This is a genomic window from Micromonospora sp. CNZ299 (genome assembly GCF_002754415.1).
Genome location: NZ_PEFG01000001.1, coordinates 3,282,977 through 3,301,058, shown reverse-complemented (window position 1 = coordinate 3,301,058; position 18,082 = coordinate 3,282,977). Strand labels below are relative to the sequence as shown.

Here is an 18,082-nt window from a genome sequence, read left to right as displayed (position 1 = left end):
CGCCGCCGAGCCGGGCCGCGGTGGCCAACTCGATAGAGAGACTTCGATTGACACTTGTCGGTCCCCGGGGAACACTAATTGCCACACGATGCCGTCCGGAGCCGGGCAGGGCGAGTCACAGACAGCGGGCATCGCGCGATCACCCGCGGGAGCCGGGCGTCCCCGCCAGCGGACCGCGCAGCCAGTCCCACAGGCAACCGAAGGAGTCGTTCGTTGAGAACCAGAAGGAAACTGCTGCTCGCCCTCGCCATGACACTGGTGGCTGCCGGCCTGGTGGTCCCCGCGATCCGACCCGCGTACGCGGCGTCGCTGACCGAGGTGACCAGCTTCGGCGACAACCCGGGCCGGATGCGCATGCACGTCTACGTGCCGGACAACCGCCCGGCCAGGCCGGCCACCGTGGTGGCCATGCACGGCTGCGGCGGGTCGGGCCCCGGCTTCTATTCCGGCAGCGAGTTCGCCAGCCTCGCCGACCGGTACGGGTTCATCGTGATCTACCCGTCCGCGACCCAGCAGGCCGGCTTCGGCAACTGCTTCGACGTCTGGTCGGACGCCGCCAAGCGCCGCGGCGGTGGCAGCGACCCGGTGTCGATCGTCTCGATGGTCCGGCACGTCCAACAGCAGTACGCCGCCGACCCGGACCGCGTCTACGCCACCGGCAGCTCGTCCGGCGGCATGATGACCAACCACATGCTCGCCCTCTATCCCGACCTGTTCAAGGCCGGCGCGGCGTTCATGGGGGTGCCGTACAACTGCTTCGCCAACGCGGCGGACTTCCCACCCACCAGCAGTCAGTGCACCGGCGGTGCCATGAACCGGACCCCGCAGCAGTGGGGCGACGCGGTGCGCCAGGCGTACCCCGGCTATTCCGGCCCCCGCCCGCGCGTGCAGCTGTGGCACGGCACCAACGACACCCTCGTGCCGTACTCGTTGTTGACCGAGACGATCGAGCAGTGGACCAACGTTTTCGGGCTGAGCCAGACACCGACCTCCACCGACACTCCCCAGGCCAACTGGAACCGGCGGAGGTACGCCGACACCGGCGGCACCGTCCAGGTCGAGGCGTACAGCATCCAGGGCGCCGGGCACAGCCTGCCCTCCGGCGGCATGGCCGCGTCCGCCATCCAGTTCTTCGGCCTGACCAACCCGACGACGCCGCCCCCGACCACCCCGCCCCCGACGACCCCGCCGCCGACCACACCGCCGCCGGCTCCCGGCGCCTGCGGTGTGACAGTCGCCATCAACGCCTGGAACAACGGCCTGACCGAGAACATCACCGTCACCAACACCGGCACCACCGCCGTCAACGGCTGGTCGCTGGTCTTCACCCTGCCCTCCGGGCAGACCATCACCTCAGGCTGGAACGCCTCCTACTCCCCGAGCTCCGGGCAGGTGACTGCCAAAAACGTCGCCTACAACGCCGGAATCCCCGCCAACGGGTCGGTGACGATCGGCTTCCAGGCCACGCACTCTGGTAACACCGCCAAGCCCAGCGCGGTCACCCTCAACGGCGCATCCTGCGCGGTCTCCTGACACCAGCCGACGCCCGACGAGGCCGTGCGCCGGTCACCACTTCGGTGGTGACCGGCGCACGGGTCGTTCCGGCATGGTCAGCGGTAACCGGCGGTCACCACGTTGGCCTGCACGGCGTTCTCGGTGGCGTCGGACGGATAACCGGCGACCATGGCCCCCTCGTAGAAGGTGCCGGCGCTCAGGTTCGCGCCGCCGTCGGGCTTGCAGCAGTCACCCCCACTGCCCAGGATGATCGCGCCCTGCTTCTTCATCGGGCTGTATCCCGGCGGGAGCGAGCCGTCCCAGAGCGTGTAGAGGCTGCCGGACTGGGCGTTGCTACCCTTGATGGCAAAGCGGCTCACGCCGTTGTTCTTGAGTGTCGCGGTAACGAACTTGCTGGTGAAGGCGCGCTGGTTCGGGTTCCAGGAGCTGCTTCCGCCGGGGAACAGACCCCACTCCAGGTCGGCCTGCACCCAGGGGCCACTGCCCGAGCAGCCGCCGAACCAGCACTGCGTACCGAAGTTGATGGCGTCCATCGCCCCGGCGGCGTCGGCCTTCCTCGTCGTCTCGCTGTTGCCGTAGTCGAAACAGCAGCCGCTGTTGACGTGCGTGCCGCTGGTCACCATGTACATGCCCTCGGGAGCCGCGCCGGTGGGCACCCCGGTCAGGTGGCCGTCGCGCCAGTAGCTGTTGCCGGGGTTGATGTAGAGCGAGTACGCCTTGGCTCCGCCCACCGTCAGGGACTCCGACGTCGCGGTCGCCGGCCTGCTCTGCGGTGACCCCGGAACCACGCTCGACCCCTGGTACCAGAGGTCGTTGCCGCGCCCGGACTGGTCGAAGACGACAGTGATCACGCAGGTCGTGCCGGAGCAGAACGAGTCCTGCGTCGCCGCGTTGGCGGTGCCACCCGTACCCGTGAGCCCGATGTTGCGGGTCGTGTTGTCCGACGAACGCCGGACCTGGTAGAGGCTGCCGGCGTACGCCTCGTAGAGCGCCCGCGTCGTGCTGTGCGCCGCGATGCACGGGGTGCCGCCGGAGGCGTAGATGTCGCACGGGCGCGAACCGGTCGGCGGGTTGGTCGGAGGCGGGGTCGTCGGCGAGGCCCACTGCTGGTTGGTGCCGCCGTTGCAGGCCCAGAGGATGATTCTGGTGCCGTTGGCGGTGGCGGCGCCGTTGGCGTCGAGGCAGAGCCCGGACTGCACGCCGGTGATGGTGCCGTCGCTGTTGACGTTCCACTGCTGGTTGTTCTGGCCGTTGCAGTCCCAGATGATCGCCTGGGTGCCGTTGGTGGTGCCTCGGCCGGAGGCGTCCAGGCACTTGTTGCCGTACACCTGGAGTTGCCTGGTCGACGTCCAGGTCCAGGTCTGGCCGGCGGCGCCGTTGCAGTCCCACAGTTGCGTCTGGGTGCCGTTGGTGGTGCTGGAGTTGGGCACTTCGAGGCAGCGGCCGGACGCCGTACCGATGATCGGGGTGCTCTGCCCCGGCTCGATGGCTGCCGCCAGCGGTGCCGCAGCGGCCGCCTCGGCGGTCGTCGAGGGGGCGCCGGGCGCGGCGCCGATGCCGACGAGAACGCCGACCAGCGCGCCGGCCAGGGCGGTCAGGCGTCGGGCGCGATGGCGCCTCGGGATGAGTTCGGGGGCTTTTCCTGGCCCACCGGGGGACGGGGTTCGCACGAGGTTGCTCCTCGGAGTCGTGAGGGCGCGGGGGATTGTCGACGCGCCAGGACGGTGGTCACGGCGGCGGTGATGGCGAATCGATTCGCAGCGAATCGTATGACCTTTGTTAATTCATGTCAATAAATGTGTGTCTCTGGTGAGGCGCTGGCCGGTGGGCGGACAGCCAGCGCCTCACCTCCCCCGAGACGCCTACCGGCCCAGGACCCGCCACGTCTGGTTCAGCGGGTTGCCCTGGCCGGCTCCGATGCAGGTCCACTGGTGGACCGGCGCCCGCGCCGCCGTGGAAACCGTGCTGACGTCGACGCACTTGCCGCTGTGCCGGGCGACGAGTTGGTAGTCGTGCGAGTCGTTGCCCGAGTAGGTCACCTTGCGCAGGGTGAACTGCTGATTGGCGCCGTTCAGGCAGGTCCACTGGTGCACGGCCGCGCCGTCGGCGGTGGACACGCCACTGACGTCGAGGCACTTGCCGCTCTGCTGGTTGACCACCGTGTAGGTGTTGGCCACCCCGGCGACCGGGCGGAAGTTCCAGAGCTGCTGATCGCCGCCCTCGCAGTAGAACTGCTGCTGGACCGTGCCGTCGGCGGTGCTCAGGTTGGGGTTGTCCAGGCACTGCTGCGAGTGCTGGGCCACCGCCACCGACTGGAAGCCGCCGTCCGACGGCGGTAGCAGGGTGACCGTGTAGGTGTCGGTCTGGTTGGCGTACGGCACTGTCACTGTGACGTTGTTGTTGGAGACGCCGACCACGCTGTTCGAGACGGTGACCGGCCCCTGCACGGCGCCGCCGCCGTTGCTGGGAATGCGCTGGGTGAGGACCCGGACCTGGTTGTTCTGCACGATGCCGCTGGTGGTGTCCAGGCGTTGCAGGTTGACGGTCAGGTTCCCGGTGGTACGACCACCACCGACCAGCACCTTCGCCGCGCCGGTAGCCCTGGTGGCGTACGCGTCGTAGGACTGACTGGGGGTCACCGCGACGATCTGCCCGGCCTGGGAGGCGTAGTAGCGATAGGCCCACCACTCGCCCCTGGGCTGGTGCTGACCGGCCGAGTTGCGGATCAGCAGGTTGCCGAGGTCGTTGTGCAGGCTGCCGCCGCTGGCCCAGTTCGCCCGGAGGCCGTCCGCCCGGGCCCGCTCCAGGCGCGCGATGTACCAGGCGCCGTCGGCCGGGTTCTGCTCGTCGGGGGCGCCGTACTCGTTGATCTGGTATGGCCGCGGGTGGGCGATGCCGCGCGGGTCGAGGGTGGCGTTGGCGGCGGCGACGTTGGCGACCGGGTCACCCGGCAGCGAGTGCCAGCTGATGATGTCCGGCACGGTGTTGGTCGAGCGGACGAAGTCCAGGTACTGGTTCCAGAAGGTGTGCGTCGTCGACGGCACGCAGGCGCAGCTCGGCCCGACGATGAGCTGGCTGGGCAACTCCGCTCGGATGCGCTGGTAGGTACGGCGCCACAGTTCGAGGTACTGCGAGATCGGGCGGTTCCAGAAGATGGTGATGTTGGGTTCGTTCCAGATGTCCCACTGCACGGACAGCCCGGACGCCCGGACGTCGCTGATGAGTCGGGTCAGGAAGTTGTCGTAGTCGGTCCAGTTGCCGTTGTCGCCGGGGAAGCGGGAGATGCCGGCACCGTCGGCACCCCAGAGGTCGTGCGGCAGGATGATGAACTTCCCACCGAGGGCCGTGGTCCGACGAGCCTGGGCGACTGTGGAGTTCCACCGCCGGTCGTAGGTGCCACCGACCCAGCCGCTGCCGGGAAGCTGCGCGCCACCGGCGCGCATGTACTGGAACTTGACGTCTCGGTAGAAGTGGTCGGCCGGGCCGCTGGCGTTCTCGGTCATGCCGTAGATCCAGCCGGACGCACGGTAGGTCGGCGTGCCGCTGGTCGTGGAAAAGTCGACGCTGATCGACTCATTCGCTGCCTGGGCCGGGGACGGGACGACGGTTACGGCGGCAGCGGCGGCGAGCAGGCCGACCACGAGTCGGGCGACGAGCGCACGGGCTCGGTCTGACCTGCCGCGGGACGGGGTTTTCACGGGCGGCTCCTTGGTGGGGCGCGGGGGACGCTCTCCGGAGGCAGCACTTGCGAATCGATTCGCACGGATCCTAGGACCGGGGACTGATCTGTGTCAATGAAGTGAAGACCCGATGAAGCTGGCGTTTCCGCCCAGGCCGCCGATGGACTGGCCGATCCCTTGACCCGCAGGTGTGGACAGACCTATCTTCGGGCGAACCGATTCGGCGAATCGGTTCGCCTCATGGTCGGACTGGGTCCGGCCCGCGACGGTCACCCGCACACCCCACCTGACGATCGACTTGAAGTGAGGCAACACATGACAGGACTCAGTCGTCGGCGGCGCCTGGCCGCCGTTGTCGTGATGGCGCTCGCCGCAGCGGCGGGCAGCGCCTGCTCGTCGTCCACCGACGACCCCGCCGAAGGCGGCGCCTACGTCGTCTGGGACCCGTACCCGCAGTTCGCCGAGGACTCCGACTGGGTCGCGCTGCTCAAGAAGTGCGGCACCTCCGCCGGGGCGACGGTCGAGCGGACCGGCTACGACACCACCGACCTGACCAACAAGGCGCTGCTCGCCGCCCAGCAGGGCAACTCGCCGGACGTGCTGATCGTGGACAACCCGGTGATCTCGACGCTGGCCGAGGCCGGCGCCCTCACCACCACCGACGACAACAAGCTGGACGTCTCGGCCATGGAGAAGAACCTGCTCGGCGCCGGCCAGAGCGAGGGCAGGACGTACGGAGTGCCGATCGGGGCGAACACACTTGCCCTCTACTACAACAAGGATCTGCTGACCGCCGCCGGCGTCGACCCGGCCACGATCAAGGACTGGGCGTCCCTGACCGCGGCGCTGACCACGGTCAAGGCCAAGGGAAAGAAGGGCATCACATTCTCGGCCATCGGCACCGAGGAGGGCAGCTTCCAGTTCCTGCCCTGGTTCTGGGGTTCGGGAGCCCAACTGACCACTCTGGACTCGCCGCAGGCGGTGTCCGCGCTGACGCTCTGGACGGACTGGCTCAAGCAGGGCCACGCCCCCAACTCCGTCATCAACAACACCCAGACCACGAGTTGGCAGGAGTTCGCCACCGGCGACTACGCGTTCGCCGAGAACGGCACCTGGCAGCTGGCCAACGCGGAGAAGCTCGGCTTCTCGTACGGCACCATCGCGATCCCGGCCAGCGCGGGTGGCCCGGCCCCCGCGCCCACCGGCGGTGAGTTCGTCTCCATCCCGGTGCAGAAGAACACCGGTCGGTACGACACGTCGCAGAAGCTCGTCGCCTGCCTGACCAACGCCGACAACCTCCTCACCACCGACACCACGCTCTCCTACGTCGCGCCCGTCGCCGCCGTCCAGGATCGACAGGCCACCGCGGACCCCAAGCTCAAGGTGTGGGTCGAGGCGGTCCGAGCGGCCAAGGGCCGCACCGGCGACAACCTCGGCACGAAGTATCCGAAGATCTCCGAATCGCTGTGGACCGCGGTGCAGGCGGCGCTCAGCGGCGGGAAGTCGCCGCGCGAGGCGCTGTCCGCCGCGCAGGCCGCCGCCACGACCAGGTAAGCACGCCGAACCGACACCATGCCCCCGATGACACAGAGCTCCACCACCGCACGAGACCAGGGTGGGGCGGCGAAGGCCGCCCCACCCGGGCCTCCCCCGTCCCGTGCCCGCCGGCGCAGCCGATGGCCGGCATGGGGCTTCCTGGCACCCGTCACCGTCTACCTGTTGGCCTTCTACGCCTACCCGCTCTACCGCAACGTCGAGCTGAGCCTGCGCGAGTACACCGTCCGCTCGTTCGTGCAGGGCGGTGCGCCCTTCGCCGGCCTGGACAACTACCGGACCGTGCTGACCGACCCGGCCTTCGGGCCGACGCTGACGCACACAGTGGTCTTCACCGCCGCGTCGCTCGCCTTCCAGTTCACCATCGGCATGGCCCTGGCCCTCTTCTTCCACCAGCACTTCCCGCTGTCGCGCACGCTGCGGGCGCTGATCCTCGTACCGTGGCTGCTGCCACTGATCGTGTCGGCGTCGACCTGGTCGTGGCTGCTCAACAGCGACTCGGGGCTGGTCAACGCCGCGCTCGGTGTCGTCGGCATCGACCCGGTCAACTGGCTCACCTCGCCGGGCTGGTCACTCACCTCGGTGATCATCGCGAACATCTGGATCGGCATCCCGTTCAACCTGGTGGTGCTCTACAGCGGCCTACAAGCGATCCCCACCGAGATGTACGAGGCGTCGGCGCTGGACGGCGCGACGGGGTGGCAGCGGTTCTGGTCGATCACCTTCCCGTTGCTGCGCCCCGTCTCCGCGATCACGCTGCTGCTGGGGTTGATCTACACACTGAAGGTCTTCGACATCGTCTGGATCATGACCAGAGGCGGCCCGACCGGCTCCTCGGCCACGCTCGCCACCTGGTCGTACCGCCTCGGCTTCGGCAACCTCCTGCCCGAGTTCGGCCCGGGCGCGGCCGTCGGCAACCTGCTCATCGTGATGGCCCTGATCGCCGGGCTCGTCTACATCCGGATCGAGCGAAGGCAGCACCTACGATGACCACATCAACGCCTCGGACCTGGTGGAAGACCGGTGTCGGTCTGGTGCTGACCGGGCTGATGCTCTTCCCCGTCTACTGGATGATCAACGTGTCGTTCACCCGGGACCGGGACATGCGGGCCAGTCCCCCGCACCTGATCCCGACCAACGGCACGTTGGACGGCTACCGGGCGGTGCTCGACCAGCAACTGCCGTACCTCGGGACCAGCTTCCTGGTCGGCCTCGGCACCGTGGTGCTGACCGTGGCGCTGGCCGCTCCCGCCGGGTACGCGCTGGCGAAGCTCCGACCGCCCGGCGGCCCGGCGCTGAGCTTCGTGCTGCTGATCGCGCAGATGATCCCGGGGATCATCATGGCGATGGGCTTCTACGCCATCTATCTCACCCTCGGCATCCTCAACACGCTGCCCGGCCTGATCCTGGCCGACACGACACTCGCGGTGCCGTTCGGCGTACTGATCTTCACGGCCTTCATGTCCGGAATTCCCGACGAGCTGCTCCAGGCGGCCGTGGTCGACGGCGCTGGCCGGCTGCGGACCTTCTGGTCGGTCGTGCTGCCGGTGAGCCGCAACTCGATCGTCACGGTGTCGCTGTTCGCGTTCCTGTGGTCCTGGTCGGACTTCATCTTCGCCTCCACCCTCGCCGGCGGCGGCGACCACCAGCCGATCACCCTCGGCATCTACCACTACATCGGCAACAACAACCAGCAGTGGAACGCCATCATGGCCACCGCCGTCGTCGCCTCCATCCCGGCCGCCGCGCTGCTGATCCTGGCCCAGCGGTACGTCTCGATGGGCGTGACCGCCGGCGCCGTCAAGGACTGACCACCCGCACCACAGAAAGGCACCCGCCACCCATGACCGTCGCCCCGTCCGGTCCGGAGTTCGCAATCCAGGACATCCCGTTCAGCTACCGCGGTTCCTGGTTCAACATCTCCCCGGTGGTAGCCGAGAAGACGTACGCCGAGGACCTGCACCTGGTCTCCCACCAGACCGGGATGCATCCGGTGCTGCGCCTGTCCCCCGCGGTCGCCGGCACCACTGTCGTCGCCACACCCGCGCTGCTGACCTGGCGTGTCGGCACCGGTCGGATCGAGGCCGTCTACGACGGACCGGACACCCTGCGGGTCCGGGGCCGAGGGCTCGGTCTGCGGGTGGCCGCCGCCGCGCGCACCCTCACACCGTTCAGCGGCACCTACCTGTACCTGGACCCGCTCGACGGGTCACACGTGTTCACCTCGTACGAGACGGGTCGCCGCTACCGGGTCACGGTGCTCTCGGGCACTCTCACGCGGACCGACGGCGCGGAGGCGCTCGGCACCGCCGACCGCTCACTGGACCTGCCGGGCGACCAGCCCTGGGAGATCGCGGTCGAGGAGTACGCCACCGCCCGCCGCCCGTACGCCGGATCGGTCACCTTCGAGCAGTTGTGCCGGGACCGGACCGCGGAGTTCACCGCGTTCGTCGACGCGATCGCGCCGTGGCGCGGCACGGAAACCCCGGCCGCCGAGCTGGCCGCGTACGTCCTGTGGTCGGCCACCGTCGCCCCGGCGGGCTTCGTCACCCGACCGGCGGTCCTGATGTCCAAGCACTGGATGGACAAGGTCTGGAGCTGGGATCACTGCTTCAACGCGATCGCCCTGGCCGCGGGTGAGCCGGAGCTGGCCTGGCACCAGTTCCATCTGCCCTTCGACCACCAGGACGAGGCCGGTGCGTTGCCCGACTCGGTCACCCACTCCGAGGTCCTGCACAACTACGTCAAGCCCCCCATCCACGGCTGGGCCCTGCGACACCTGCGCCGACGGCTTCCCCAGCCACCGGATCGGGCGGCGCTGGCGCAGACGTACGAGCGGCTTGCCCGCTGGACCCGGTTCTGGCTCGACGCCCGTCGAGCTCCCGGCCAGGACCTGCCCCACTACCAGCACGGCAATGACAGCGGCTGGGACAACGCGACCACCTTCGACGCCGACCGGGTCCTCCAGACGGCAGACCTCGCCGCGTTCCTGGTCTCGCAGCTCCGCTGCCTCGCGGACCTCGCCACCGAGCTGGGCGAGCCGGCCGAGTCGTGGTCCCGGGAGGCCGACCGGATCTGCGCGGCCCTGCTGCGGGAACTGTGGGACGGCCAACTCTTCACCGCCCGCAGCCCCCGCACCGGGCGACGGAGGGCCAGCCGCAGCCTGCTCGACCTGATGCCCATCGCGCTCGGGGCCGACCTGCCGGCACCGGTCGCGGCAGCGCTGGCGCGGGGCGTCGAAACCCATCTGACCACCCACGGGCTGGCCACCGAACCGACGGATTCGGCTCACTACGTCGCCGACGGCTACTGGCGCGGGCCGATCTGGGCGCCCTCCACGGTTCTGATCGAGGACGGTCTGCGGCGGGCCGGCAAGAGCCGGATGGCCGACGACATCAGTCGACGATTCCTCGCCCTGTGTGAGAAGTCCGGGTTCGCGGAGAACTTCGACGCCGAGACCGGGGCCGGGCTGCGCGACCGCGCCTACACCTGGACCGCCAGCAGCTATCTCATCCTCGCCGCCGCGCAGGAGCAACGGCGGGCAGCCGGAGGCTAGGGCCGGCTCAGCGGGCCCGGACCGGGCCGGTGCTGGAGCGCAACGAGATGGGCGGGCTGTAGAGATGGTGTCGTGGCACGGCCCCGCGCTCGGCGATGTTCTCCAGAAGCAGCGACACCGCCTCGGCGCCCATCTCGACCATCGGCACGTCGGCAGCGGTCAACGGTGGGCGGAAATCCTCCGCCCAGTGCTGGGCCGCGACGCCGGTGACGGAGAAGTCGCCGGGCACGGACAACCCGGCGCCGGTCAACGCGCGCTGCATTCCGGGCAGCGCTGCCTCGTTGATGGTGGCCACCGCCGTGACGTCCGGGTGCGTCACGAGCAGCTGCTCGACGCACGCCTCACCGGAGGCCGTGTCGTCGCCGCAGCAGACCTCCACACCGGTCAGGCCCCGCTCCTCGGCAGCCGCCCGGAACCCGGCCAGCGCCCGATGGCTGGGGCCGTAACCCGCGGCGACCAGCTCGGCGGAGCGGTTCACGAGGGCCACCTGCCGGTGCCCCAGATCGGCCAGGTGGTGCACGCACCGGGCGATCAACCCGGCGTAGTCGATGTCGATCCAGCTCATGCCGTGTGGTTCGGCCGTCCGCCCGATCGTGACGAACGGCAGGCCGGCCTTCGTCAGCCGAGTCACCCGCTCGTCCTCCAGGCGGATCTCCATGAGCACCACGCCGTCGACCCGACGCCCGGTGACGATCCGCTCGAACGACCGGTCATGGTCGCCACCGGACGGCGACAGCAGCACATCGAGGTCGTGGCGAGCGGCCGCCTCGACGACGCTGGCGACGAAGCCCAACTGCATGTCGGTCAACCGTTGGCTCGCCGGAGGGATCACCAGACCGAGGGTGCGGGTGCGGCCCTCCTTCAACGCGCGGGCGCTGGCGTTCGGCCGATAGTCCAGCTCGTCGATGACCGCCTGGATCCGGTGCCGGGTCGCCTCCGACACCGTCCGTTTTCCGCTCAGCACGTAGGACACGGTGCTGCGGGAAACCCCGGCCCGGCGAGCGATCTCCCCGATGTTCATAGACCGCCCTCGAATCGAATCTTGCCCCGACACGGGACGCACCAGGCTGCGCTGACGAGCATATCCACCCGACGCTCGACAACCGTGCCGGCTCTGCGAGGTCTGCGGAGCCGGCACGACCGACGACCCGTTCGAGCCTCAGCGGGTGCTGCCTGACGTCGGTGCCGCACCGCGGGCCTGACTGGCCCCGCCTGAGCGCTTGAGCATGTACGCCCCACCGGCAACGAAGACGACGCCGAGGACGATTCCGACGAGATTGCCCTGGGACAGACTGGAGAAGACCGCCAGAATGCCGATGATGACCGCCATTCCGCCGAGAAATCGCATGAAGTAGCCGCCGACAGACTTGACCCGTTCATTCGTCATGGTATTTCTGTGCCCGGCGTGCCGGTCCGACAAACGGCGCGGGCAGCCAACGCCGAGGGCGGACCCACCCACTCCGGTGGGCCGTATAGTGCCCGGGTGGACACAGACAAGGTCCGGCAGGCATACGCGTCCGTCTCGGAGCTGTACATCGGGTTGTTCGGCAGCCGCGAGCAGGTGAATCCGGCCGACCTCTCGTTCATCGGCCGGCATCTGGGGACTCAGGCGGGCCGGGTGCTCGATCTGGGGTGTGGCCCCGGCCATCTCACCGGTTACCTGCGTTCGCTGGGCGTCGACGCGGCGGGGATCGACCTGGTGCCCGAGTTCCTCGCCCACGCGCGGGCCGCCCACCCGGACGTCGAGTTCCAGCTCGGGTCGCTGGAGAACCTCGACGTCGCCAGCGGCTCCCTCGACGGCATCCTCGCGTGGTACTCGACGATCCATCTGCCACCGCAGGAGCTGGACGGCGTCCTCAACGAGTTCCGGCGAGCGATCGCGCCGGCCGGGACGGTGGTGCTGGGCGTGTTCGTCGCCGACGAGGTCGGCGCCTTCGACCACAAGGTGATCACCGCCTACCGCTGGCCCCTGGACGAGATCTCCGAGCGACTCAACCGGGCCGGCTTCAAGGAGGTCGAGCGCCTGGAGCGACCGAGAGAAGGCGACCAGCGACCGCATGCCGCCATCGCGGCGATCGCGGCGATCGCGGTGTGAAGGTCCCCTTCGTGCTCAGCCGTGCAAGGGCGGGGAGGCCCCTGCGTCACGCCATCTCATTGAGGTGCCGCAGCAGGCGATGCGGCGGAGCTGTGGTACGCCGGCCTGACGCAGAACTCGTTGCCGTCCGGGTCTGCCAGCACGACTGCGCCGTCCTGAGCGACATCGAGTCGGGTGGCGCCTAGCGAGACCAGCTCGTCGACCGTCGCCTGCTGGTCGCCAGCGGCCGGGATCAGTTCGAAGCGCTGCCGGTTCGGCTCGGTTCTCGGGGCCACCGGCGAGCCCGCCCATGCAATCTTGGTGCCGCCGCGTGGTGACTGGATCGCGGTCTCCTCGTCCTGGTCCCACACCAGCGGCCAGCCCAGCACGTTGCTCCAGAACAGGCCGACGTCCCGGGTGCCGTCGCAGGTGAGCTCACCGAGGAAGCCGCATCCGGCGAGGTAGGCGTTGCCCGGCTCGATCACGCAGAACGCGTAGCCCGCCGGGTCGGCCAGGACGACGTGCCTCTCCTCGGGTCGTTGCCCAACGTCGAGGTGGCGGCCACCCAGCTTCAACACCGTCGCCACCGTGTGCTGCTGCTCGTCGAGATCAGCGCTGGTCAGGTGCAGGTGCATGCGGTCCGCGCCGAGCTGACCAGCGCGGCCCGGAACAAACCGAAGAGCAAGCTGGGCGTCCTCGCCCGGCAGGAGCCCACCGAGGGCGTCCTCGAAGACCTCCCGGCCGAGCAGAGCGGACCAGAACTGGGCCGCACGAGCCGGGTCGTCCGCCTCGACGGTCACTGCCAGCAGTCGCGAAAGCATCACCAGACCCTAGACACCGCCCCGGCAGGGCGACAAAGGCATTAACGTCCTGGTGCGCGTACCGGAGGAGGGCTTGCTCTCCGTCGCGCAGCACCGCGCCGCGACCGCACACGGCGGGCAGGCGGCAGTTTGTGACTGCCGGCCACCGGCCGCGACGACGACCCGCCCCTCACGTCAGTTGGTGATCACCGGCCAGGCGTAGGCGAGCAGGGCGCACGCCGCACCCAGAAGCGCGAGCGAAACGCCCCGGGTGGGCAGCGGCAGGGCGGCGAGCACGATGAGAATGACGGCGACGATGTAAAGAAATGCCTGGATCGACATGGGGCGCTCCTCGATCAATGGGGATTGATGGCGGCTGACTGTAACCCCCGGAAGGCCACCGCGCTCAGTCGTATCATTTCGGCCGTGACCTCTGCGCTCGGGAACCTCTCCGCCCAGCAGCGGGCGTTGGTGGACCGGTGGCTGCCGAACGCGACAGTCGAGAGAGACCACAGTTGGGGCCTGACGACGACCACCGTCGTCGAGATGACCCACGCCGGGTCACGATTCATCGTCAAAGCCGCCGGCGCTGACGACCACCACATCCAACGAGAACTCCATGCCCACCTCAACTGGTTGCACCCCTGGACCAGCCGGGGACGCGCGCCTGCCCTGGTGCACGGCAGCGCGGACGCGAAGATCCTCGTCACCCGGTACCTGCCCGGTGAGCTGGTGCTGGGCAGCGCGCACGCCGACGACCCCGCCCTGTATCGGCAGGCGGGCGAGTTGCTGGCCCTGCTGCACGCGCAGAGTGTCGTCGTGGACGACGACTACGAGAGGCGCGAGAACGAGAAGTCACTGGCGTGGCTCCGCCAACCACACCGGATCGCCGCGGCCACCGCGGAGCGCCTACGAGCCGAGATCGGGACCTGGGCGACACCACCCGCGACCCTGGTGCCCACCCATGGGGACTGGCAGCCCCGAAACTGGATCGTCCACCACGACGTCGTGGGCGTCATCGACTTCGGCCGTGCGGCAATGCGTCCCGCGTCCACGGATTTCGCCCGGCTCGCCGTTCAGGACTTCAACCGCAACCCGAACCTCGAAACGGCGTTCCTCGACGGGTACGGGCCCGATCCGCGCGATGCGGGTGCGTGGCACCGTGACCGGGTGCGCGCGGCGATAGGCACGGCCGTCTGGGCCCACCGCGTGGGCGACGAACCATTCGAAGCGCAGGGCCACCGAATGATCGCGGAAGCGCTCTCGTCCTCCCGGGCATGACGACAACCCGTGCTGTCCCTGCCCTACCAGCGGTGATCGGGCAGCATGGTCGTCATGAGTTCGGTTGTCATGCTCCGGCGCTACCCGCTCAAGAGCGCTCAAGGCGAAGCACTCACGGCGGTCGAGGTCGAGCCGACCGGTCTGCGCGGCGATCGGGCGTGGGCCTGCATCGATCGCCTGGACGGGACGGTGGGCAGCGCCAAACATCCACGACGATGGGGTCGCCTGTGCGGTGTCGCCGCCACGACACACGTCGACGGCGCGGAGACGACGGTGACGCTGGACGTCGACGGCACCTCGCTGCGAGCCGGCAGCGCGGCGGCAGATGCCGCACTGAGCAGGCACCTGGGCCGCCCGGTGCGGCTGAGCCGGGAGCTGCCGCCTGACGCGCGGCTGCACCGGACTTTGCCCGACGAGGTCGGCATGGTGCCGGACTGGATGAGCGGCACCCGGCCCGGCCAGGAAACCATCACGACGATCGCGGGCACCGAACGGGTCGGCCGGTTCGTCGATTTCGGCGCCGTCCACATCGTGACCACCGGTGCGCTGGATCTGCTGGGCCAGCGCATCGGAGGCGCCAGCGTGGCCGCGGCGCGCTTTCGACCGAACCTGGTCATCGACGCACCCGGTGACCCGGAACCGGGGCAGGAGCTACGTCTGGGCGACGTCGTGCTCCGGGTTACCCTGCCCACCCCGAGGTGCGTCATTCCCGCCCTGTCCCAGGCCGACCTGCCGGCGGACCGCTCGGTGCTGAGCGCCCTGGCTCGGCACTACCGCGTCCCGGTCGCCGGGCTCGGGCACGCGGCCTGCTTCGGGACGTACGCCGATGTCGTCCAACCAGGCCGGCTCCGCCTGGGGCAGCGCGTCCGCTAGGACCCCGTTCGATCCGTGGACGGCCGGTGGCCTCCGTGGGACGCGAGCAGCGCCTCCGCCACGATCTCAGCGTCGGCCTCTGCGACGTCGGCCGGATACTCCGGCAGCAGGTCGTCCCAGACGGGCAGCCACGACCCGAAGAACTGGGCCTGCCCTTCGGGCCGGGCGAAGAACCAGATGTGCAGGTGGGCGCCACCATCGCCGATGCGATACAGGTGAGCCCGCGAGATGTGCGGCAGCGCCTGCATGTGGCGAACGATGCGGGTGCCCAACAGCCCCAGTTCGGCGGCCAGCTCGTCCGGCAGGTCCGCCATGTCGTAGTGGTCACGCGGATGCAGCATGAGTACGAGCGGGACGCCCACGCCGGAGATCCGGACCAGTCGCCAGTGGTCGTTCCACCAGATGCCCTTGTCCCGGTCGCGGCACGCGTCACAGTCCGACGGATCCTCACCGTGGCGCGCGGGCTCCGGGAGCACCGGCGGGCGCAGGGGCGTTACGCGCAACCCGTCCGGTTCGAAGGGACTGATCTCCCAGCCCGTCATCCGTGCCAACGGAAGCCGACGCTCGCTGTCCGCGGCGGCGATTGCGTGGTCGTAGAACTCGTCCGGTCGCAAAGCCATGCGGCGAAGACTAGCCCGGGAGGAATCCGCGTGATCGACAGGCTCTGAAGACGGTCACGACACGCGACCCGGCGTCGTCACGCCCGACGGTCGTGGGCTTCCGCCAAGGACCTGATGTGCGCTGCCCGCTGCCTCAGCAGGCGTCGCAGATACGGCGCGACCAGCACCCGGGCGGCCACCGCTCCCAGCGGCCCCCAGGGCGCACTCATCGTCACGCGGTCGGTCATCCGCGTTCCACCGCCGTCGAGGCCCTGGAAGTGGTGCTCATGACGGAAGGCGCTGAAAGGACCCCGTGTCTGCTCGTCGACGAAGCGGTGGGGCCGTTCATAGACGGTGATCCGGCTGGTCATGCGCCAGCGCAGGCCCAGATGGCGAGCGTGGAAGGTGACCTCGTCCCCGAGCGTGAGGAGACGACGTCCGGTGCTGGTGGTGGCCGTCTCCTGGCTGCCGCGCAGGGACGCGGCGTGCACGTCCACATCGAGTTCCAGGTCGAACACCACGTCCGGGACAGCGTCGATGACGGACACGATCTCGATCAGCGCCGGCACGTCGGCAGCTTAGAGCAACGTGGTGAGCGTTTCCCCCGGCCGCTCGTGACGCCCGGTCGGCGGCACGAGCGCACACCTGGCGCAAACCGGCCTTAAGGATCGGAACCGTCTGCGACGATGTGAACGCCAGGGGTGTGGATCGGCAGTGCGTGGAATTTCCGCGAGGGACGTGCAGATAAAGGCAGCGGGTTACCAGAACTTCGCTGCCGTGATGACGGCAGGACCAAGGTTCTGCAGCACCCCGACGGTCGACACTGGAAAGCACTCGCTTCTCAGGACGTGCTGTTCGGCGTGCCCCACTGCCGTCCGCCGCCGCGGTCGTCGAGCCGGGCGCTGCAAGGGTTCATGGCCTACTCCGCAGCCGGCGTTGGTGACGACGGGCGGCGACGAGCCCGGCCAGCGGTGAGGAGCAGCGATGACCCACAGTGAAGAGCACCGCCCGAAGATCGTCGTCGGACTGGTGGCGACCCCGCCGGATCACCCGGCCCGGGTGGCCGCGCGGCTCACCGCCGAGCTGGCCGGCGGGCTTGCCGATCGGGTGGACGCGGACGTGCGGTGGACTGTCCGGGAAGGCTGGGGCGAGGTGGCACCGCGACGCGACGGCGGCGTTGAGGCACTGCTCGACGATCTTGCTCGGCGGCGCGCCGAAGACCAGTGGGACGTCGCAATCTGCCTGACCGACCTGCCGCTGCATGTCGAGCGGGTGCCGCTGGTCGCGCAGACCTCCGCTCGGCGGCGAGTCGCGGTGGTGTCCCTGCCCGCGCTGGGACTGAACCAGCTACGAGCGGCCCGCACGGCCGTTCCGGATCTGGTGAGCCGGCTGCTGAGCGATGCTTCGGACCAGCGGGTGCCGCAGGCCGGCTGGGCACCGGCCGAGATGGCGAGCAGGGTTCCCGCCATCCACCGGATGGTCGGCGAGGCCGACGCCGGGGAACGAAGCTACGTCGCCTCGCGGTTCGTCGGCCGGGTGCGGCTGTTGACCGGCATGGTCCGAGCCAACCGCCCGGGGCGAGCCCTGCTGGGCCTGTCCAAGCTGCTGGTCGGCGCGTTCGGCACGGCCGCGTTCGCGCTCACCACGGACACCATCTGGCAGATGGGCGATGCCCTCGGCGGAGGACGGCTCTCGGTGATCATGCTTCTCGGGCTGTCGGCATTGGTGACCTGGCTGATCGTCGCGCACAACCTGTGGGAGAAACCGGACCGGGAGACACCGGCTGAGCTGTCACGGCTGTTCAACCTGGGTACGATCCTCACCCTCGCTCTGGCCACAGGGCTGTCGTACGTGGTGCTGTTCGCTGGAACGGTGCTCGTCGGGGCGCTGCTGATCGACACATCGGTGCTGGAACAGGTCTTGCAGCGGCCAGTCAACGTCACCGACTATCTGACGCTCGCCTGGATCACCAGTTCGCTGGCCACCGTCGGCGGCGCGATCGGCTCCGGGCTGGAGAACGAGGAAACAGTCCGGGCTGCCGCTTACGGCTACCACCCCGAACCCGATGGCTGGCGGGACGAGAAAGTCGGGCAGCCCGGCAGCAGGAGGTGAGTGGGATGCCCCGAGTCTCTACTGACCAGCTATGGACC

Annotated in this window: 17 protein-coding genes; 9 read left to right on the top strand and 8 right to left on the bottom strand. The window is 69.4% G+C overall.

From position 1 onward, the window contains the following. Positions 1-213 precede the first annotated feature (213 nt). On the top strand, positions 214-1,533 hold the full coding sequence (locus CLT68_RS15565) for an extracellular catalytic domain type 1 short-chain-length polyhydroxyalkanoate depolymerase (RefSeq protein ID WP_199177059.1): 1,320 nt from the start codon (positions 214-216) through the stop codon (positions 1,531-1,533). A 77-nt stretch (positions 1,534-1,610) separates the two neighbouring features. On the opposite strand, the gene CLT68_RS15560 is transcribed toward CLT68_RS15565, so the two are convergent. Together CLT68_RS15560 and CLT68_RS15555 are read right to left on the bottom strand one after the other, a co-directional pair. Then, on the bottom strand, positions 1,611-3,185 hold the full coding sequence (locus CLT68_RS15560; protein WP_199177058.1) for an arabinofuranosidase catalytic domain-containing protein: 1,575 nt from the start codon (positions 3,183-3,185) through the stop codon (positions 1,611-1,613). Between the two features lie 192 nt (positions 3,186-3,377). Further along, positions 3,378-5,213, bottom strand: coding sequence for an RICIN domain-containing protein (locus CLT68_RS15555; RefSeq protein ID WP_099851728.1), 1,836 nt, complete (start codon positions 5,211-5,213; stop codon positions 3,378-3,380). Positions 5,214-5,510: 297 nt separating this feature from the next. On the opposite strand from CLT68_RS15555, the gene CLT68_RS15550 reads away from it, so the two are divergent. Genes CLT68_RS15550 through CLT68_RS15535 form a run of 4 tightly spaced genes read left to right on the top strand, consistent with a single transcriptional unit; the run spans position 5,511 to position 10,305 of the window. Further along, on the top strand, positions 5,511-6,749 hold the full coding sequence (locus CLT68_RS15550; RefSeq protein ID WP_099851726.1) for an extracellular solute-binding protein: 1,239 nt from the start codon (positions 5,511-5,513) through the stop codon (positions 6,747-6,749). A gap of 27 nt (positions 6,750-6,776) precedes the next feature. Continuing rightward, positions 6,777-7,739 carry a carbohydrate ABC transporter permease gene (locus CLT68_RS15545; RefSeq protein ID WP_486482190.1) on the top strand — a complete coding sequence of 321 codons (963 nt, stop codon included), beginning with the start codon at positions 6,777-6,779 and terminating at the stop codon, positions 7,737-7,739. Next, on the top strand, positions 7,736-8,560 hold the full coding sequence (locus tag CLT68_RS15540) for a carbohydrate ABC transporter permease (RefSeq protein WP_099851723.1): 825 nt from the start codon (positions 7,736-7,738) through the stop codon (positions 8,558-8,560). Before CLT68_RS15545 ends, CLT68_RS15540 begins: the two co-directional genes overlap by 4 nt. Before the next feature lie 32 nt (positions 8,561-8,592). Continuing rightward, complete coding sequence (locus CLT68_RS15535; RefSeq protein WP_099851721.1) at positions 8,593-10,305, top strand: MGH1-like glycoside hydrolase domain-containing protein; 1,713 nt, start codon at positions 8,593-8,595, stop codon at positions 10,303-10,305. A gap of 7 nt (positions 10,306-10,312) precedes the next feature. Here the strand turns inward: CLT68_RS15535 and CLT68_RS15530 are convergent, their stop codons facing one another. Both CLT68_RS15530 and CLT68_RS15525 read right to left on the bottom strand, forming a co-directional pair. Beyond that, positions 10,313-11,326, bottom strand: coding sequence for a LacI family DNA-binding transcriptional regulator (locus CLT68_RS15530; protein WP_099851719.1), 1,014 nt, complete (start codon positions 11,324-11,326; stop codon positions 10,313-10,315). Positions 11,327-11,464: 138 nt separating this feature from the next. Further along, entirely contained in the window at positions 11,465-11,692 is a 228-nt protein-coding gene (locus tag CLT68_RS15525; protein ID WP_099851718.1) for a hypothetical protein, read from the bottom strand. A 96-nt stretch (positions 11,693-11,788) separates the two neighbouring features. On the opposite strand from CLT68_RS15525, the gene CLT68_RS15520 reads away from it, so the two are divergent. After that, positions 11,789-12,400: a class I SAM-dependent methyltransferase gene (locus CLT68_RS15520; RefSeq protein ID WP_099851716.1), complete on the top strand. Its 612-nt coding sequence runs from the start codon at positions 11,789-11,791 to the stop codon at positions 12,398-12,400. A gap of 56 nt (positions 12,401-12,456) precedes the next feature. On the opposite strand, the gene CLT68_RS15515 is transcribed toward CLT68_RS15520, so the two are convergent. Both CLT68_RS15515 and CLT68_RS33165 read right to left on the bottom strand, forming a co-directional pair. Further along, entirely contained in the window at positions 12,457-13,200 is a 744-nt protein-coding gene (locus CLT68_RS15515) for a VOC family protein (protein WP_158240890.1), read from the bottom strand. A gap of 174 nt (positions 13,201-13,374) precedes the next feature. Further along, complete coding sequence (locus CLT68_RS33165) at positions 13,375-13,521, bottom strand: hypothetical protein (RefSeq protein ID WP_172861983.1); 147 nt, start codon at positions 13,519-13,521, stop codon at positions 13,375-13,377. An 84-nt stretch (positions 13,522-13,605) separates the two neighbouring features. On the opposite strand from CLT68_RS33165, the gene CLT68_RS15510 reads away from it, so the two are divergent. Both CLT68_RS15510 and CLT68_RS15505 read left to right on the top strand, forming a co-directional pair. Further along, complete coding sequence (locus tag CLT68_RS15510) at positions 13,606-14,460, top strand: phosphotransferase (RefSeq protein WP_199177057.1); 855 nt, start codon at positions 13,606-13,608, stop codon at positions 14,458-14,460. 54 nt (positions 14,461-14,514) lie between these two features. Next, on the top strand, positions 14,515-15,333 hold the full coding sequence (locus tag CLT68_RS15505) for an MOSC domain-containing protein (protein WP_099857206.1): 819 nt from the start codon (positions 14,515-14,517) through the stop codon (positions 15,331-15,333). Here CLT68_RS15505 and CLT68_RS15500 read toward each other — a convergent pair. Then, positions 15,330-15,953, bottom strand: a complete 624-nt coding sequence (locus CLT68_RS15500; protein WP_099851710.1) for an HIT family protein — start codon at positions 15,951-15,953, stop codon at positions 15,330-15,332. The two genes, CLT68_RS15505 and CLT68_RS15500, sit on opposite strands and share 4 nt — an antisense overlap. 77 nt (positions 15,954-16,030) lie before the next feature. Next, the gene (locus CLT68_RS15495) at positions 16,031-16,501 is read right to left on the bottom strand and encodes an SRPBCC family protein (RefSeq protein WP_486482189.1); all 471 of its coding nucleotides are present in this window, start codon (positions 16,499-16,501) and stop codon (positions 16,031-16,033) included. A 415-nt stretch (positions 16,502-16,916) separates the two neighbouring features. On the opposite strand from CLT68_RS15495, the gene CLT68_RS15490 reads away from it, so the two are divergent. Continuing rightward, positions 16,917-18,044, top strand: a complete 1,128-nt coding sequence (locus tag CLT68_RS15490) for a hypothetical protein (RefSeq protein ID WP_099851708.1) — start codon at positions 16,917-16,919, stop codon at positions 18,042-18,044. Positions 18,045-18,082: the final 38 nt, after the last annotated feature.

Bases quoted from the DNA above. Each gene is read 5' to 3' on its own strand.
- CLT68_RS15550 (WP_099851726.1), top strand. From the start codon at position 5,511: ATGACAGGACTCAGTCGTCGGCGGCGCCTGGCCGCCGTTGTCGTGATG.
- CLT68_RS15545 (WP_486482190.1), top strand. From the start codon at position 6,777: ATGACACAGAGCTCCACCACCGCACGAGACCAGGGTGGGGCGGCGAAG.
- CLT68_RS15540 (WP_099851723.1), top strand. From the start codon at position 7,736: ATGACCACATCAACGCCTCGGACCTGGTGGAAGACCGGTGTCGGTCTG.
- CLT68_RS15535 (WP_099851721.1), top strand. From the start codon at position 8,593: ATGACCGTCGCCCCGTCCGGTCCGGAGTTCGCAATCCAGGACATCCCG.
- CLT68_RS15530 (WP_099851719.1), bottom strand. From the start codon at position 11,326: ATGAACATCGGGGAGATCGCTCGCCGGGCCGGGGTTTCCCGCAGCACC.
- CLT68_RS15525 (WP_099851718.1), bottom strand. From the start codon at position 11,692: ATGACGAATGAACGGGTCAAGTCTGTCGGCGGCTACTTCATGCGATTT.
- CLT68_RS15515 (WP_158240890.1), bottom strand. From the start codon at position 13,200: ATGCTTTCGCGACTGCTGGCAGTGACCGTCGAGGCGGACGACCCGGCT.
- CLT68_RS33165 (WP_172861983.1), bottom strand. From the start codon at position 13,521: ATGTCGATCCAGGCATTTCTTTACATCGTCGCCGTCATTCTCATCGTG.
- CLT68_RS15505 (WP_099857206.1), top strand. From the start codon at position 14,515: ATGAGTTCGGTTGTCATGCTCCGGCGCTACCCGCTCAAGAGCGCTCAA.
- CLT68_RS15500 (WP_099851710.1), bottom strand. From the start codon at position 15,953: ATGGCTTTGCGACCGGACGAGTTCTACGACCACGCAATCGCCGCCGCG.
- CLT68_RS15490 (WP_099851708.1), top strand. From the start codon at position 16,917: ATGACCCACAGTGAAGAGCACCGCCCGAAGATCGTCGTCGGACTGGTG.